We start from the raw sequence: 18,835 nt of genomic DNA, 5'->3' as shown, positions 1-18,835 counted from the left end.
TATTGATTTTAGAAGGACTAAAATCATTTTTCTTACTAACTTTTACCGTTTAGATTGAATGAAATAATAAGCTCCACTCCACTGATAATCAACTCCTTTTACTTTTACTTGATGTTTGCTTTCCTTACAAGCATCTGTATTTACAATAATCAAAATCCACTCATTATCATTAACATCCTCAAAACTAACAGCAGTATAATCATCTGTATTTTCTAAAACATCAACTTTAGAGATACTACTAAAAGCATTATCAGCAAATTCAGTAATTCTATCGTAACTTCCATGAACTTCAACAACAGAAGCAAACACTGCATTTTTCTTTTTGTTTTTTTGAATTACAAAAGCAGGTTCTGTTCGAAGATTAAAGTTTGGATCGCTTGCTCCGGAGCGTATAAGCAACAACTTATCCTCAGGACTCACATAACTTGTTAAAGAATAAAAACGATCATTCACAAACCAGCTTATTTTTGCATTATTGCCATCTGCCTGTCCTTCGGCTTCTAATCTAACATGCTGATATCCATTAGAATCTCCCATTTTAGATAAAACCTCAGGACGTCGATATTCATAGTTAGTAGAAAGCAACTGGCCCATAAAATGGTAAGGTAATTCGTATTCCTGAACCGAATCCGAGTTTACTCGAAACACATCTAGCAACAATGGTTTTTCGAATTGTTCATCGTTAATTAAGGCTAAAGTTCTGTGCATTTTAACACCTGGATAAGCATTATTTTCCTTGGCACTAATTATTTGAATATTTTCACGATCAGAATCGAAAAAATAAGGATCAGAATGGAATTCATTTCCAATATCTGTTTTACCTCCAAAATGAGATATCCTATTAACTACAAGTGCATTGTGAGCTATTGTTTGTTTGGCCCAAGTGTTATTTTCGTGTAGATATCCTCCACCAAACTTCTGCTCAATATTCACATATCTGGCAGCACCATAATCAGGTAAAACTTCCCCTTTATCATCATACAATGAAAACGAGAGCTTATCGAAATGACCATGTCCCATTCCTTGGGAAGTGTTTTTCATAACAAGACAAAGCTCTTTCTCACCCTTTCCTGCTCTGAGAATTCCCAAAGCTCCTTGTTCTCCATCAGCTCCATCTTTATAATTAGCCGATTTTTTTTGATAAGATTTTTCTTTTCCTTCCTTAATTGCTTTAGCAACTGCTAGGCCACTATCATCAATCATTACCTGTCCTTGTTTTTGAGCAACAGAAAGCAATCCTGAATCTTGACCACCGAAATGATAGATAATATCAACTGAGGAAACTAATTCTCTTGACAGGTAAGACATTCCTTTTTGAGCATCGTTGATTGGAAAAAACAAACCATTCACGTCGGTAAGATTCAACAAAGTATTAACAGCCTTCACCAAAAGGTTATCTCGATATTCAAAAATTTTCACATCCGGACGATTATTTTCAATTGCCTCTGCAAACATAACAAAAGGATACATGGCATATCTTTGGTAGTAGGGGCCTTCTGTGTAATAACCGTCAGGTGAGAACAAATGGTCTAATTGTGCAAAAAACCCAGCCTGATTTTGCCCAGGCATTTTAATCAAACCGCCATCATTATCCTTTTGATCTGCCTTTATATTATCTGACTTCAATCCATAAAATGCACGATCAATCAATTCTTTATCATTCATCACAAAACCAATCATTCCAACAGCTGCATTACCCCAAGTACTATGATTGTGAACTCTATTGTAGAATTGAGGAGAATCAACAGATAAGTGATCTGCGAAAGGACGGAAAAGATCTTTCTCTAATTTTTTTCTCTCTTTTGCCGACAGCCAATCGTAAATACAATCGTACGCCTGACTAGTGTATACCAACCAATTGGCATCATTTAAATTTTGCCAGAAGATTTTACCAGGAGCATAAGATCTGTTCGCGGGATGTAATCCTAATGTTGGATACAGTTTGGCATATTCCATTAACATATCACGAACGTAAGCTGCATATTTCTCATCTTGAGTAATTTGAAATAAGGCACCTGCTTTTTGCATCAATGAATAGTTTTTCTTATGACAATTATGAGTATAACCTCCTGCCATATCCTTAGGCACAGGAACATCTATCCCATTAAGCATTTCACCATCCACAAAATCGATAGCCTGCTGAACCGACGATTGTAAAAGTGGTAATTGATTTAATTCCGCTCTTATATCAGCAACTCCCTTTTTGGTGAGAATTAAATTGGGATGAGTTTGAGAATGTACACTACAGCTGAGTAGAATAAAAAATAAAAAAAGAATATGTATCTTAAATTTATGCATGATCTAATAAAGTATGTTTTGTTTTTATATCTATTTAAACAGATTTCCCTGCATCAGGTGCAGTCTGTATTTTTTTCAATGCACCAATACCGTATTCGTTAAAAAATGATAGTGTATAACTATTTATTCTTGAGTTGAAAGAGTAAAAAAACAACAAAAAATGTACAAAGGAATGCAACCATTGCTCTTTTGGTAAAAGGTAAAATCACAATTAAAAATCTAAGAGTAGTGTTGGAGTCCATAAATTGATTCATGGACTCCTAATTCACACTATAATTATATCATTACTAATTTAAATTAGCGTTTACTGCTGTCTCATCTTCTGGAAATGGTGTATCATAATCCTCAGAAGAACTCCAATATGGTTTCTCTCCTTCGTAACCTGAAGCACTAAACACCTCATCTCCTAGCTGTCTTCTCTTAATATCGTACCATCTTTTACACTCAAAGGCTAGTTCAATTCTACGTTCTTCAAGTACATCAGCAACAGTAACGGTTCCAGTAAGATCTGCAGGAACAGAACTAGCAGCTACTGTAACTTCTTCATAACCACCCGATGTAGATTCACCGCCTCTTCTAGCTCTTTCTCTTACCATATTAACATAGGTAAGTGCTGAAGCATTATCACCAATTTCAACAGCCGCTTCTGCAGCAATTAACAATACTTCTGCATAACGTAGCATTGAATAATTATGACTTGTTGCTCTTTTATTACTTTTTGCGTACTCACCAGGATAACGAGTATACTTGGCAATATAAGGTTGATTTAAAGCAGCGGAATTTCCACTATTGGTAAACTCAGTATAATCAACAATTTCATCATTAATCATTGCTTCGGTTTGGAAACAAACACCTGTTCTATAATCTGCTGCATCAAATGAATTGTAAACAGCCATGGCAGGAACGGCTACAGACCAACCCCCATCGTTATCATCACTATCATCGTCATAATCAGACATATCCCCTCTAACCCCAGTCATAGGTGCTGTTTGGTCATAAGCATTATCATCTGCTTCAACATTATTATAATCCAATGCAAAAATTGGTTCATTAGAGGCATCAATTTTATTAGCATTGAATAGAGTTTGATAATCATCATCTAATGCTATTTCGTAAGTTGTAGCATTATTGATCACCTCTTCCGCTTTATCGAAAGCCATTTGCCAATACTCACTTCCTGAATCATTTCCAGCCATAGTCAAATAAACTAATGCTAAATAAGAACTAGCTGCACCCTTAGAAGGGATTGCTCTCGATGCTACCGTTTCTGGCAACCAGGTTTCAGCATACTCTAAATCGGAAATAATATGTGCATACACATCAGCTTCCGAAGTCAACTCAACAGATGCTGCTGCCTCAGTATCGGTAATTGGAGCATCGAAATAAGGAATATCTCCAAATAATCTTACCAAATGAAAGTAGTAAAACGCTCTTATGAAATAAGCTTGCGCTGTAACAGGATTTTTAGTCTCGTCGCTCACATCAACATCTTCAGCACCTGATATTGCAGTATTGGCAGCCGAAATTCCTAACCAAATTCTTGTCCAAGGATCATACACCATTTCATTATCAGTTGTAATAGTGTGTTCGTTCATTTCAACCCTTCTAGTTTGAGTAGTTGCCAAATCCACCATATCAGAACGCAGCATAAGAGCTATCGAAAGTTTTCTTCCCCAAACCTCTTCATTAATTGCATGGGTTAAAGCTCCATCAACTGCTGTTTGAATATCTGTTGTAGTTTGAAAGAAACCATCAGGAGATAAAAGGCCTACAGGATCTTCTTCTAGATCTGAACATCCCGTCATTGACAATCCTACCATTGACAATCCGATCATCAATAAGAATATATATTTATTTTTTTTCATTTTATCTGTTTTTTTAAATCCTTACTAAAATGTTAAATTAAGACTAAAACTTACGGATTTTACTGTTGGATAATTACCGAAGTCGAACCCACGAACAGTATTGCTCGAAGTATCATTATCACCGCTAGCTCCGTAGTAGTTTACTTCAGGATCTAAACCTGAATAATCTGTCCATGTAATTAAATTCTGAGCACTAAGAGATACACGAGCATTAACAAGGTTAAATTTCTCAAGTATAGACGAAGGCAAAGTATAACCTACAGAAACGTTCTTTAATCTAACATAACTACCGTCTTCTACAAAACGAGATGACATTTCTCTAAAACTTCCATTTCCAACTCTAGGATCATCTGTGTTTGTATTCGAAGATGTCCATGCATTGTTATAATAGTCTTTAGTAGTATTCGCATCTCCATTATACAACTGTACGTTTGTCATATTGAAGATATCGCCACCATGAGAACCTTGGAAGAAAATACTTACATCAAAATTCTTATACGTAAAGTTATTAGTCAATCCCCAAGTAAAATCAGGATTAGGATTACCAATTATGGTTTCATCTTCTGAACCAATCTCACCATCTCCATTTAAATCGTAGAATAATGGTTCTCCACCAGTAACGTCTGAGGATGTCTGTAAAGCAGTACCAGTTGGCAGATCACCACCTTGATACACTCCAGCATAATCATAACCCCAGAAAAGACCAACTTCTTCACCTTCTCTTAGAATGTAGTTATTATTCACACTAAAGTAACTAGGAGCACCACTACCGAAATAGTCAGTACCATTTACTAGGGCCACAACTGTATTTTTATTTTTAGAGAAAACAAGGTCTGTTGACCATCTAAAATCATCAGTTACGATATTTTGAGTGTTCAAAGATATTTCAATTCCCTCATTATTAATTTCACCTACATTGGTAAGTGTTTCATCATTATAGTAACCGAAATAATCAGGAATACTATTATCAACCATAATCAAATCTTTCGTATCGATATTATAGTAATCGAAAGTCAACTTAATTTTGTTATCCCATAAGCCTAAATCTACACCCAAATTTGTTTGGTAAGATGATTCCCATTTAAGATCTGGGTTAGCAGCCTGATAAGGTGTAACAGCATTCACTGTTTCCCCGTTACTAGAAGCATATACACTTGAATAGCTAGCTAAGGATTGATAAGCATCAATAGAAGGATTACCAGTTACACCATAACTAAGTCTCATTTTTAAATTTGAAACATCTTCAAAATCTTTCATAAAGTTTTCGTTTGTAACTTTCCAACCCAAAGCTGCAGAAGGGAAAATAGCATATTTTTCATTTGCAGCAAAGTTAGAAGCTCCATCTCTACGAACAGTGGCAGTAACCAAATACTTATCGCTAAAATCGTAGTTTACCCTACCATATTGAGATTGAATTTCAGTTTCTTCTACATAAATATCTCCATCTCCTCCATTGATTAAGCTTGTTGCAGTCCATAATCCATAGTATGAAAAAGAATCAGAAATAGTACCTGTACCTTCAGAGTAAATTCCTTTATCGGTTGATTTTTGATAAGAAAAACCTGCCAACACAGTTAATTTACCTGGTCCAAGTTCTTTTTCATAGGTCAAGTAACTTTCAGTCAGCATACTTTTTTCTTTGTCCTCTGAAACGATCGCTCTTCCATCAACACCACCAGAAGTAATTGTTAATGTACTTGGAATATAAATACCTTGAAACTCATTTTCAGTACTTAATCCAAAGGTTGTTTTAAAAGATAGGCCATCTAATATTTCATAGTTCAAATAAGCATTTGCTCTAAAATTTTCGATTTCAGTTTCATCAATTCTTTCAGAAGCAACAGCATAAGGGTTATCAACTTCGTCACCAATTTGATCATTGGTACTGTAAGATCCATCTTCGTTATAAATTCCCTTATCTGGAGCAAATCTCATAGCCAAAGAAATAACATCATCACTACCTACTGTAGCAGAACCATCAGATTGTGTAGCAATACCATTCTTTTCACTCTTTCCTCCGGATAAACTTAAACCTACTTTTAACTTATCATTTACTTGTGCATCAACATTTGTTAAATATGACACTCTTTCATAATCAGAATTAATAACAATTCCATCTTGCTTATAATAAGAACCAGAGGCATAAGCTTTAATAATATCAGAACCGCCAGAAATAGAAACACTATAATTCTGAGTACTTCCTGTTGTATAGATTAAATCCTGCCAATCCGTATCATAAGCACCTTGCGTATAAGCAGTACTATTACCCTGATTTGTTCTTATCTGATTTTGATAATCAGAAAACTCAGAAGCATTTAACAGATCTAAACTATTAGCTGTTTTTTGAACTGAATAGGTAGCACTAAAATCAACAGTAATTTTTCCTGATACACCTTTTTTTGTAGTTACCAAAATAACACCATTTGCACCTTGAGATCCATAGATAGCAGTTGCTGATGCATCTTTTAAAATCTGCATGGATTCAATATCAGCTGCCTGAGGCATATTACCACCAACAAAACCATCAACAACAATAAGTGGAGAACTACTAGCATTAATAGAAGTATTACCCCTAATTGTTATACCGATAGGAGCACCTGGCTCGCCACCATTATTCGATTGAATAACTACACCAGCTGCACGTCCTTGAATCGCTTGTGCTGCATCCAACACAGGAAACGACGTCAGCTCACTAGACTTAACCGAAGACACAGAACCTGTTACATCACTTTTTTTACGAGCTCCGTAACCTACCACAACCACCTCTTCTAGGCTTTCTGTATCGGGTTCCAAAATCACATTAAAAGAAGTTGTCGATCCAACGACTTGTTCAATTGAAGTATAACCCACAAAAGAGAAGACCAAGACACTCTCTGCTCCCGCAACACTTAAATTGTAATTACCATCAAAATCGGTAACAGTACCATTCGTTGTACCTTTTTCATACACGCTAACACCTATCAAAGGCGAGTTGTCTGTCTTATCAACAACATTTCCTTCAATCGTTTGCTGAGCAAACAAGTAAGAGGAAAACCCTGTTAATAATATCATTAGCATTAGGATTTTTCTTTTCATTCCACTTTAATTTAGTAAAATTAGTTAGTTATTAGATTTTAAAACAAAACACTCATCAAGTTTGAAATTATAGTCAAGGGCCCAATCCGACAGACTTCAACATGAAAAGCATTCAAAATTAAATTGATTCCTATTTGATTGTCATTTGACTGTTGTTACTGAAGCGAAAAACAGTAACAACAATCAAAATCAGAGATTATTTTTTTTTCTGCTAAATTCAAGAACATCATTAAGATGTTCCTGCATATATTTCGAAGCCACATCCGAATGTTGTTCTTTTATAGCCTTTAAAATATTCTCGTGTTCTAGTATAGATTTTTCAGATCCCGAAGCAACACAAACATGTTCTCTACGATAAATTTCAAGAATGTCAGGAAGAACAATTAACATCAAGGTTTTAATTACAGAATTATGACTTGCCTCTGCAATTTTTAAATGAAAAACAAAATCTTCATGCTCGGCTGGTAAACCTTTTTTCACCTTGTTTTCAAAAGCAAAAAGTGCTTTTTCCATATTTTCGATATCGTTTGCAGTCCTTCTTACAGCTGCATTTTGTGCCGAAAATACCTCCATAAAACATCTAGTCTCAACCAAAGAGTGAAAATCAGGACTTTCAATTTTCATCACATTAGTGATTAAACCTTCCATAGCCACCATATCGGCGCCATTAACAATAACACCCTTTTGAGGAAGCGTTGTTAAGATTCCAAAATACTCCAATTTTTTAATTGCATTTCGAATATGAGTACGCCCAATTCCAAACTTCTCAGACAGCTTTCTCTCTGATGGTAATTTATCTCCTGCATTTAAGTAACCTGAAATAATCAAGTCTCTAATCTGACGAATAATTTTATCCACCGGACTCTCTACTTCTATTGCTTTAAAACTTTCTAATATTTCCATATTTTAGCTTTCAGTCGACTAGCATCTGCTCGTCCTCTAACTGGTGCACCAAAGTTACAACTTTTTTCAAATTCTCAAAATAAATTTACGTTAACTAATAGCTCGAAAGAATTCACACAGCCATCTACACCCCACTTTTATTGGGTATGCAAAGGATTTCGAAAAGTTGTTTTTTTTTGTTTTTTTTTGTTAAAATATTAAAATTATTGTTTTTTTATCGAAAATAGAACACTATCTATCTGGTCAACCAATTTTCAAATTTTTCATTTTAACCCAAAATACGCTCTATACATTAGATTTTACATCAATATTTCAATTCCCACTTTCCACCTAAATACCAACAGAAAATATTGTTAATAAAAAAATCTAATCTACCTCATTTCCTTACTTGGATTAGGTGGATTAGATCATACTTATTAACTAGGTACAAAGTCGGAAAAAGCTACAAGAAACTCTTCTCTGTTTTTCAAATTTCAATGGAATCATCTGCTCGAGAAAAAACCAACCATTTTTCCCGCCAGATAAATCCAAAAAGGACACACCTATGAAATTAAAGAAGAAAGACTAACTTAGAATTCTTACTAATTCAGTTTATATTGGATCAGCCGATACATATTTCGACATATCTTTCGATAATTCAATTCGTCGAACAAAGGAATCTATTACTTTTTCATACAAAGCATCTTTCAAAATGAGATCCTCTATTCCATAATCAATATTTGGATTGTCATTCACTTCAATTAAAAATACCTCACCATTAATTTCTTTCAGATCTACACCGTACAAGCCGTCGCCCATTAAGGAAGCTGCTTTTGTGGCCACCTGAATAACCTTCGATGGTACATTGGTTACATCCAGGGTTTCCGAATCACCATCAACTCCCTTGTTTTGCTCTGCCCAATTATATATTTGCCAATGACCTTTGGCCATATAGTATTTACAAGCAAATAATGGTTTATTATCCAAAATTCCAATACGCCAATCATACTGTGAAGGCATATATTCCTGAGCAATAACCAACTCTGAAGTCTTAAAGAGTTCACTTAAGGCATTCTGTAATTCCTTTTCATCATTTACCTTCTTCACTCCTAAAGAAAAAGAACCATCAGGTTGCTTTAAAACCAAAGGAAATCCTACGTCTGAAATTTTACCCTGCTTAAATTCCTTTTTCGAAAGGACTTTAGAATAAGGCATTTTTATCTTATTTAAAAGCATTCGCTCGTAAAGAAAAATTTTATTAGAACAGCGTAAGATTGACCATGGATCATCTAAAACAACCAAGCCTTCGGCATAAGCTGTTCTAGCCATTTGAAAAGTATGATTATTTACACTCGTAGTCTCTCTAATAAACAAAGCATCAAATTCACAAATTCGATTGCTATCTTTTTTACTGATAAATTCGCAATAAATACCCATTTTATCAGCCACCTTTACAAAACGATCTAAGGCCTTGGTGCAGGACGGAGGATTCACCTCCTTTGGATCTACCAAAATAGCAAGATCATAACGATAACTTTTTAATCGTGGAATCACGAAACGCTTACGTGAAAAAAAATGGGACATTGCTTTTTCCAGGAAAGCCATATCCTCGTCATTAACTTTATCGAGACTTAGAGGATAGACTTTTGCAATTTGCCACTTCCCATTTTTGGTAAAATTAATTTGCAATAAAGGAGATTCGAAAAGCATGTAAAGACTTGAAGCCAACTGCTTATAAGAATAATTCTCTGTTTGTCCAAAGTAAATTGTCAATAGTACTTTATTGTCTTTTACGTCATTAAAACTTTGCTGAATCAATAAATCCAATTCATAAGATAAAGTCTTTATTACAGAAGTGTTTTGATAATCACTAATGGTTGTAACACTTGGGATTACCCGATGATCTCTTGCTGCTGCAAGCAAAGAAACATAATAACCAACTCCCTGGTACTTATATGAATTACACAAATTAAACACCCGAGCATTCTTCAACTTCTGATATTTACCCGAAGAAATATATTCTTTTGCAGAGACTATTCTAACATTATCGATATTGACCAAAGAATGTTTTGAACCTTCCAAAACAATTAAATTTTCTTTACGTCTATCCTCGTTAGTTTTTAATGTAAGGCTCATTTGCCAAGCATCTGCATCACTACCATAGTAATCTTTTAAGTATTTAGCTTTCTGAAACCCAAACTGCAAATACCAATCTATCAATGAATTATTTGAGGCCATTACCTCTAAAGTGATTCGTTCAAAACCTTCTTTTTTGGCCAAATCCATAGAATACTCCATCAACTTCTTTCCAAATTTCCATTTTCTGTATTCTGGAAGAATGGCAATAGAATAAATCCGCACACTTTTCTTATAGCGATGAATGATAAGAGCTCCAACTTGAAGATCTCCCTTTTTATCATCTATTTTGGCAACAAAAACAGTTCGCGTCTTACTGTGCAAAGAGTGTCTTAAATTTCGCTCGGCCATTTGTTGACAACTTGAAAAACATATTTTCTCAAGTTTTTTTAAAAAAACAAAATCGTTTTGGTCCGCTCTGTAAATTCTCAGTTCCATTCTATTACAAATCTCTCAAATCTTTCTCAATGTATTCATATTTCCAGATATCAAACAAATCCAGATCTTCAGGAATTTGTTTAGGCTCACTAAGAATCAAATTATTAATTTCATGATTCATTTCTACATTCTCTATTTGCTGATGCCATTCTCTGTTTCGTGTAACAGCATATTTTTTAAAATTTAAATCTAATTTTTTAGCACCTACAGGAGCTGTTTCGGAATTATACAGGTGCATTGTTTCATAAGAAATAGAATCCTTATTTATGGATCGAATAAAACCTCTTTGAGTAATCACATCATTCGAGTCGGCCAAAGCATTGGCAATTTGGTTTCTAAATCCCGCCTGCTGAAATCTATTTTTATAATAAAATGAACAATAATTAATCCCTATTTGTATGCCTTTTCCTTTAGCATAATTTATAAGTTCCAAAGCTGCCAATTCCGATTCTAAAACGATAGGTTTTTCGGCTGGGATATAAGTATAATTTCGCTTTAAAAGATGCTTTGCATTGTGATGCGTTAACCTCAGCTGGTGTAAATTCAAATTACTAACACCTAGCTTCACCATTTCAGGAAGAAGCAACTTTAATCGTTCTACTTCTTCTGGAACTGCAGGAATCTCGATACTTATGTTTTTAATGATCCCTTTTGCCAACTTCACTTTATCAAGACTATAAGCTGTCGCACCTATATCAAACCTAATTTCGTTTAAATTCAAGCTTGCCAACTTCTTATAAATAGTTTCAGTGCCCAAAATTCCATTGGTATACATCCATGTATAAGTTTCGGGCGGACAAACCTTACGTATCCTTTTTAAATACTTAAGTACTTTTTCGGCGACTAATAAAGGCTCTCCCCCACTAAAAGCAACCGCTTTAAATTTAAAATGATTTACATACTCAGCATAACTTTCTGCTGTAGGAAAAAAAAGACCTTGCGTAGTCGGAACATCATCTAAAGAATCTTGCGGTGCTGGGCAGTAAAAACAAGAACCATTGCATTTACCAGTTACAAACAAACAAGACCAAAGACCAACACCACAATATTGACAACCTTTGGAAATCTGATTATAGTATGGTTTTGTATTTTTAAAAAGCAAATTTCCATCCAAAGCAGATAATAATGCTGTTCTTTTTTCCTGAACCTCTGCTACTATAGCAGAATTGATCCATCTAATTTCTGGATAAACAGAAAACTCCAACTTGCATTTCGATACAAGTTCATTTAAAGAATGAAAATAAGATTCCATTGCGATTATTATTAGATAATATTATTTTTATATAAAAAAAACATTCAACATGAAACAAACTAAACATCACATCTTAAATAGATCCAACAATTTATGAACAAACAGCTACTTTAAGAAAATGTTTATTACACTGTATTTATTGATTTTTTATTATCATAATTACATGAAAATAGAATCTAAAAACTTGTTTCTATTAAAGAATTAAACGCTAAAAATTATCAATTCAAAACTAGCACCACTCACATCAAATCAACCACATAAATGTAGTTTTTAACTTTTAATATCAAACAACAAATGAAATTATTTTAACAACACTTCTCAACATCGAACACAAAGAAAACACCAATACACTTCTCGCTAATTATTAGCTACTTACCGCCTATTCCATTTCTACCCACATCTGAACAATCCATGTATTCAAGCTAATTATTCTAAGTAAATCAGGAAAAACAAACTAAATTAAAACAAAAATAAACCTTAAGCCTAAAAATAATTTTATCGATGGCCTATATTATTCATTCATTAACAAACCATAGCCAAACCAACAATTGTCAAAATATGATTATGAAGAAACAGTCATTCCAACTAAAATAAACCGATTTTTTCACCTAATAAAAACTACTAAACGAGATAATCCCTTCCAAACTAATTCACCTATTTGCATTCAAAAAAAAGAATCATTCCAATTGCTTAAAACGATCCTTTATTACTTTATTTTCTCTAAAATCTATTCTATTTTCTCATTTAGCATGTGGGTTCCCAAAAATGTTTCCATTGCCCTATAAAAATCAAAACGATTTTCTTGATTACGGAATCCATGTCCTTCGTTTGTTTTCACCATATATTCCACATCAACACCACGAGCCCTCATGGCTTCCACCATTTGATCTGACTCGGCCAAATTAACCCTTGGATCGTTAGCTCCCTGAGCAACAAATAAGGGTGCTATAATTTTATCAGCGTGCAAGGCAGGAGATACTTTTGCTAACATCACACTATCTTTTACAGGATCACCAGCCATCTCGTAAAACATTTGGCGATAAGGCTCCCAGTAAGGAGGAATTGTGTTCATAAAAGTAAACATATTACTAACGCCGACGTAGTCAACACCACAAGTGTACAAATCGGGCGTAAACGCCAAGCCTGCTAAGGTCGCATAACCACCATAACTGCCACCATAAATGGCTACACGATCTTTATCAGCAATTCCCTCATTAATGGCCCACTGAACAGCATCTGTAATATCATCCTGCATACTTTGTCCCCATTGTTTAAAAGAAATTTCCCAAAACTCACGACCATAACCTGTGGATCCTCTGAAGTTCATTTGTAAAACTGCATAGCCACGGTTGGCTAAAAACTGTACCTCAGGATTAAATCCCCACTCATCCCGAGCCCATGGCCCACCGTGAGGATTAACAACCATTGGAAGATTTTTAGCTTCAACCCCGACAGGCAAAGTCAAATAGCCATGAATGGTTAAACCGTCTCGACTTGTATATTGAATAGGTTTCATAGGAGCCATTTGGTCCTCATTCATCCAAGGACTCACCTCCCCAATCAGGCTTAATTCATCCGTAACATAATCGTATAAATAGTAAGCACCCAATGATCGATCACTATAGGTCCGAATCAAGTATTTATCCTCGTTGGTATTCGTACTAGTAAAATAACAATCATAATCGGGCAAATCTTTTTTCACCCTATTATACATTTTTTCACTTTCTTCATCAAAAAATTTATAATGAACCTTATCGGTTGTATAATATGCTTTGGTAATCACTTTGCGTTTTTTAGAATAAGCCAAATTTCCCACATCAACCTGATCATTTGCAAACAAAACTTCTGTCTCTTTTGCCGTTTCCGGATCAAAAATTACAATCTCCGACTTATCGCGACCAATATTCGAAGCTGCATACAATTTTTTATTATCAAAGGTGAAGAAAAGAGGCGACAGACTTTCTTTAAAGTTGGTTGTTAGAATTGGTTTAAAAGCATCTTTCTCGGTATCTCGATACAGCACTGTTGTGTTCACCATATCGGTAACAGCAAGCGCAACGCGCAATTTCCCATCATGATCGGTAAGCCAACCAGAAATATTCCCCGGATTTTCATAGAGCATTGTCATTTCTCCAGTCACAATATTTAAACGATAAGGATCAAAAACCTGAGGATTTCTTTTATTCATGGAAATAATAACCTCATCAGAAATATCGTCCAAGCGATCTATTAAACCCGTACGCACATTTTCAAAATCCGTAAAACAAACTAAATTCTCACCATCAATATCAACACCATACAATTTAAAATTTTCATTTCCTCCATCATCTTTTAGGTATAGAATACGATTGTCATTGGCCCAAAAATAACCTGCAATATCACGATCGGTTTCAAATGTAATTTGAACCGCCTCATCCTGACCAATTTCCTGCACAAAAACATTCATTCTATCCTGATAAGGAGCTCGATAAGAAAACTTTGTACCCTCAGGTGAAATTTGGTAAGAAGTTTTTTCTGGATTTTTAAAGAAATCCTCTAATGCTATTTTAGGAGGACGTTCCATTTTTTTTTCTTTAGGATTACAGGAAAAAACAAAAAGTGCCAAAATGGGAATGCACAAATGTGTGATTTTAATTTTCATAGCTAGTAAATTAATGATGAATAAAATGTTGACCTATAAATTACGACTTTATTTTAAACTAATCAATAAAAAAAAAAGCATCTTAATAAAGACTTCACACACTTATGAGTCTCAGTTAATTCTAAAAGTTTAAAAGCCAAAACAAAACCTAACACATGTGCAAAACATTGATTACGAGGTGATATTTATTTAAATTAAGTTAACTTAAGATTTTATATTTGAAGAACTAATCTATAAAGACCACACTAATTCATTTATCTAAATGAAAGGCAATTTCATTACCTACTAACCTGTTAATCCTCTTTGGTCTATAATAAAAGACATATTAGTCTTATTTATTCGTTTAAATAGCTTATTTTTATATGGTTTAAATCCTAATTGATATCAAATATTTGAATACGAAGTTGGGTTTTCACTCAAAAATCAATTCCATTCTTGGAGTTAATTAAATTAATCAGATCAAAAAATCATGAGTACAAACTTTTCTGAATACTTGCAGGCTTTCGAAAAAACGCTTAAGTCTGTATTTCACGAACGTGACGACATCAATAAATTTAGTGCCAACAGAGGCTTACCTTCCCTAGTTATGCGTGAAGTAATGTCGGGAAACCCTTTATCGGTAGCCATTCCTGAAAACTATGGTGGTCGAGGTGGTAAAGTAAAAGAATGCTTGAGCATACTTGCCTCTTCAGCCTACGAATCACTTCCTTTATCGCTCACTTTTGGAATCAACATAGGTCTCTTTCTAGAACCTGTTTCTAAGTACGCGAATGAAATTGTGAAAAAAGACATTTTTCATCGCTTTTTAAACAAACAAAACATGGGAGGTTTAATGATTACAGAACCCGAATATGGCAGTGGTGCATTAAATATGCAAACCTCCTACACTCAAGAAGAAAACAAATTTCACATTAAGGGAACCAAACACTGGCAGGGACTTACAGGTTTGGCTGACTATTGGTTAATTACTTCGCGCCAAAAAAATCAAAATGGCGAATTAAGCCGCGATATTGACTTTTTCATTTGTGATGTAAGCCAAAAAAATCAACAGGTGATTGTTGAAGAATACTACGATAATTTAGGTTTATACATGATTCCCTACGGGAGAAATAAACTAGACTTACAAATCCCTAAAAAATTCAAATTACAACCCGAAACTACGGGAATTAAGATGATGTTGGATATTTTACATCGTAGCAGAATGCAATTTCCTGGAATGGGCCTTGGCTTTATCAAAAGGATGATGGATGAAGCGCTAGAACAGTGTAAAAATCGAATTGTAGCCGGAAAAAATTTAATTTCATACGATCAAGTACAATTTCAAATTTCAAAAATTCAAAGCGCATTTACCATATGCTCTGCATTTTGTTCCCGGAGTAGTGAAAAAAGTGGAATTGAGAATAATTTAGCCAACGATGGAATCGAAGCGAATAGTATTAAAACAACAGTAACAGATTTGATGCAGGAATCGGCGCAAACTTTGGTTCAACTATCTGGAGCAAAAGGTTATCGATTGAGCCATATTGGAGGACGAGGAATTGTAGACAGTCGCCCTTTTCAAATATTTGAAGGAGCAAACGAAATGCTCTATACACAAATTTCAGAGATGCTTATCAAACTCATGAAAAAGAAAAAAGAGTTCAATTTGTTTCAATTTCTGAAAAAATTTGAATTAACCCAAAAGGCATCAGAATATTTAAAAAAGCAAACAGATTTTACATTGACTACAGATTTACCGCAACGCAAATTAGTTGATTTAGGAAAAACAATAGCAAGAATTGTGTCTGCCGGTTTGGTCATCAATTTAGGAGAAAAAGGATTTCGAAAAGATTTAATTGAAAACTGCTTGGCATCGATAATTCAAGATGTAAACAATCTAATATATTCTTACCATAATAATAGTAATGTTACAACTATTGAAGATTACCAAAACGCAAGTTCTTGGCTTGAATTTTCATAAGTAGAATAGTGTCTAATTAGTTTTAAAAAAGCCATCATTGTGAAATTCATTTCACAATGATGGCTTTTTTAATGTGCCTTAAACATTGTAAAATCTATTGAGACTAGCCTTCTTCTTTTTAGTCCCTGTTAAAGAAAAGAATACTGAAAACATTACAAAAAAACTTAGTAGTTGATCAAACACTCAATACTAATAACATAGTAATATTTTATTTAAAAATAATGACAACGAAGAATACAACTAGGACGAAATAGAAATTTACTAAGTATGATAAAGCCTACTACCAGATATTTTTATTTAACCCCTTAAATTATAATCCCAAAAACAATATAGAGGGAATAAACAAATTCGTAGATGAAATTTTAGATTTCATTGATTGCTTTTTCTTTGCGCACCAAAAAAATATTTCTTTGATTCATCATTAAAAAAAACAAAACATATCTCTAAGGTATTTTGTAGTTTTAGCGCAATATACGATTACTGAGAAATAACTTAGAAATAATTCATTTAACTAATAATTAATATCATGGGGATTATCAAAGTAACATCTTTATTTGCAATCGCAGTTATCATGCTGCTAAGTAATAAAACAGTACAAGCTCAGCCAGGAGGAGGAGGACAACAAGGACCACCATCACTTCCTACTGCATCTGAAATTAAAACGATGGTTACTGAATTAACAACTAGCTTGGAATTGAATGAAGATCAAAGTTCTGAAATTTATGATCTTTTTGTAGAACATTTTGAAGCAGTTGAAGACAAAATGAGTGCAGGAAGACCAAGTAGAGAAGATATGGAAGAGTTGGAATCAAGTTTTACAGAAGAGGTAAATGCTCTCTTAACTGAGGAACAACAAGAAGGCTTTGAGGATTATATGGAAGAAAATGCCCCCCAGAAAGGTCCTCAAAAATAAGATCGAAAACAAACGAGAAAAAGAGATTATCTTAATTGATAGTCTCTTTTTTTATACTTGAAAATTTACCCAACCTCTACTTATTTGATCTACGATCACAAACGCTCTTTCACTAAAAAAAATAGAATTGAACACTAAATGTTTAAAACTCTTTATTCGTCGATAAAAAACGGCTATTAATAGAACATTTTTCCATTTTATTATTGAATTATCTTACTTCACAAAGATTTATAATAAATATTGTCTAAATAACTAAAAGATGTCAATAGAAAGTATAAACGGATGCATAGGCTGTGGCACGTGTGTGACGACATGTCCTACAGACGTAATTCGCCTGGATCCGGAAACAAAAAAAGCCATTATTAAATATCCGGCCGATTGTCAAATCTGCCACTTATGTAGAATGTATTGTCCGGTAGATGCCATTACAATATCACCGGAAAAATCAATACCTGTAATCGTTTCATGGGGGTAATTATGGAAAAAAGAATCAGAACATACAACATCATTGTGGCCATTGCCATTTTTATAGGATTGCCAATTCTTTTTTGGGCCCTTGGAGATTTCCCCAGACGCAGCAGCTTAAAAGAAACTATTTCAGTGGTAACAATTCTTGCATTTTGCATGATGATAGCCCAGTTTTATTTGGCTCGCAGCAACAAGAATACCTTAAAGGCTCACAAAATGAGTAAGGTCGTTAAATACCACAAATTTATTGGCTATACCTTCGTCACTATTCTTTTTGTACATCCTTTTTTAATTGTTCTACCCAGATATTTTGAGGCAGGAGTAGATCCAATCGATGCTTTCACATGCATTATCACAAGTTTTAATAGCACTGGCGTGATTTTAGGAATGATAGCATGGTGTTTAATGGTAGTGATCGGAATTACTTCATTGCTAAGAAACCATATTGGGATGACTTACAAAACCTGGAGAATTTTTCATGGAATATTATCCATTGCTTTTCTGATTATTGCTGCCTGGCATGTCATAGATTTAGGACGGCACATCAACTCCAGCATGAGAATATACATCATTGCTTTAGCAGGATTAGGTGTACTACTGCTCTTGAAAACCTATTTATTTAAATCATCAAAACCATCGGGAGAAACCAAATGAGCAACACAAATAACTCAAACGAAATGACTCGTCGCAAATTCATGGGATTAGCAGGCGGAGCGTTAGGAATGGCAACACTGGCTTCCATGGGCGTAGCCGGATGGGCTACCAACAAACTCGAAATCGATCCGGAAGCATTAGAGTACCTCGAAAACGAGGCAGATGTTTTGGTTATCGGAGGCGGAATGGCTGGTTTATTTGCAGCCGTAAAAGCCCACGATGCTGGAGCAAAAGCATTAGTAGTATCGAAAGG

At 34.4% G+C, this 18,835-nt stretch carries 12 protein-coding genes; 5 read left to right on the top strand and 7 right to left on the bottom strand.

Going from position 1 to position 18,835, the window contains the following annotated elements; all coding sequences use genetic code 11:
- Positions 1 to 42 precede the first annotated feature (42 nt).
- The 7 genes from ABYT26_RS15520 to ABYT26_RS15490 all read right to left on the bottom strand — a co-directional run bounded on the left by ABYT26_RS15520 (position 43) and on the right by ABYT26_RS15490 (position 14,587).
- Positions 43 to 2,298 carry an alginate lyase family protein gene (locus ABYT26_RS15520; protein ID WP_372755542.1) on the bottom strand — a complete coding sequence of 752 codons (2,256 nt, stop codon included), beginning with the start codon at positions 2,296 to 2,298 and terminating at the stop codon, positions 43 to 45.
- A gap of 287 nt (positions 2,299 to 2,585) precedes the next feature.
- Positions 2,586 to 4,163 (bottom strand): RagB/SusD family nutrient uptake outer membrane protein, encoded by a 1,578-nt coding sequence (locus ABYT26_RS15515; RefSeq protein WP_372755540.1) that lies wholly within the window; start codon positions 4,161 to 4,163, stop codon positions 2,586 to 2,588.
- Positions 4,164 to 4,187: 24 nt separating this feature from the next.
- On the bottom strand, positions 4,188 to 7,238 hold the full coding sequence (locus ABYT26_RS15510) for a SusC/RagA family TonB-linked outer membrane protein (RefSeq protein WP_372755539.1): 3,051 nt from the start codon (positions 7,236 to 7,238) through the stop codon (positions 4,188 to 4,190).
- Positions 7,239 to 7,427: 189 nt separating this feature from the next.
- Positions 7,428 to 8,141 carry a FadR/GntR family transcriptional regulator gene (locus ABYT26_RS15505; RefSeq protein WP_372755537.1) on the bottom strand — a complete coding sequence of 238 codons (714 nt, stop codon included), beginning with the start codon at positions 8,139 to 8,141 and terminating at the stop codon, positions 7,428 to 7,430.
- A 591-nt stretch (positions 8,142 to 8,732) separates the two neighbouring features.
- Complete coding sequence (locus ABYT26_RS15500) at positions 8,733 to 10,694, bottom strand: GNAT family N-acetyltransferase (protein WP_372755535.1); 1,962 nt, start codon at positions 10,692 to 10,694, stop codon at positions 8,733 to 8,735.
- Positions 10,695 to 10,698: 4 nt separating this feature from the next.
- Positions 10,699 to 11,946, bottom strand: a complete 1,248-nt coding sequence (locus tag ABYT26_RS15495; protein ID WP_372755533.1) for a radical SAM protein — start codon at positions 11,944 to 11,946, stop codon at positions 10,699 to 10,701.
- A gap of 727 nt (positions 11,947 to 12,673) precedes the next feature.
- Positions 12,674 to 14,587: a prolyl oligopeptidase family serine peptidase gene (locus tag ABYT26_RS15490; protein WP_372755531.1), complete on the bottom strand. Its 1,914-nt coding sequence runs from the start codon at positions 14,585 to 14,587 to the stop codon at positions 12,674 to 12,676.
- Between the two features lie 469 nt (positions 14,588 to 15,056).
- Here ABYT26_RS15490 and ABYT26_RS15485 point away from each other — a divergent pair, with 469 nt between their 5' ends.
- The 5 genes from ABYT26_RS15485 to ABYT26_RS15465 all read left to right on the top strand — a co-directional run.
- A complete protein-coding gene (locus ABYT26_RS15485) occupies positions 15,057 to 16,547 on the top strand; it encodes an acyl-CoA dehydrogenase family protein (RefSeq protein WP_372755529.1) in 1,491 nt (496 codons plus the stop codon).
- Positions 16,548 to 17,073: 526 nt separating this feature from the next.
- On the top strand, positions 17,074 to 17,460 hold the full coding sequence (locus ABYT26_RS15480) for a hypothetical protein (RefSeq protein WP_372755527.1): 387 nt from the start codon (positions 17,074 to 17,076) through the stop codon (positions 17,458 to 17,460).
- Between the two features lie 259 nt (positions 17,461 to 17,719).
- Entirely contained in the window at positions 17,720 to 17,935 is a 216-nt protein-coding gene (locus tag ABYT26_RS15475) for a ferredoxin family protein (protein WP_372755525.1), read from the top strand.
- A 2-nt stretch (positions 17,936 to 17,937) separates the two neighbouring features.
- Positions 17,938 to 18,582: a ferric reductase-like transmembrane domain-containing protein gene (locus ABYT26_RS15470; protein ID WP_372755523.1), complete on the top strand. Its 645-nt coding sequence runs from the start codon at positions 17,938 to 17,940 to the stop codon at positions 18,580 to 18,582.
- The coding region (locus ABYT26_RS15465) for an FAD-binding protein (protein ID WP_372755521.1) at positions 18,579 to 18,835 on the top strand (257 nt) is incomplete at its 3' end. The genes ABYT26_RS15470 and ABYT26_RS15465, both read left to right, overlap by 4 nt.

The sequence above is a fragment of the Labilibaculum sp. genome, assembly GCF_041595635.1.
In the GTDB taxonomy this organism is placed as follows: domain Bacteria; phylum Bacteroidota; class Bacteroidia; order Bacteroidales; family Marinifilaceae; genus Labilibaculum.
The sequence above is the reverse complement of the archived record's forward strand: the minus strand, read 5'-3'. Positions and strand labels throughout refer to the sequence as shown.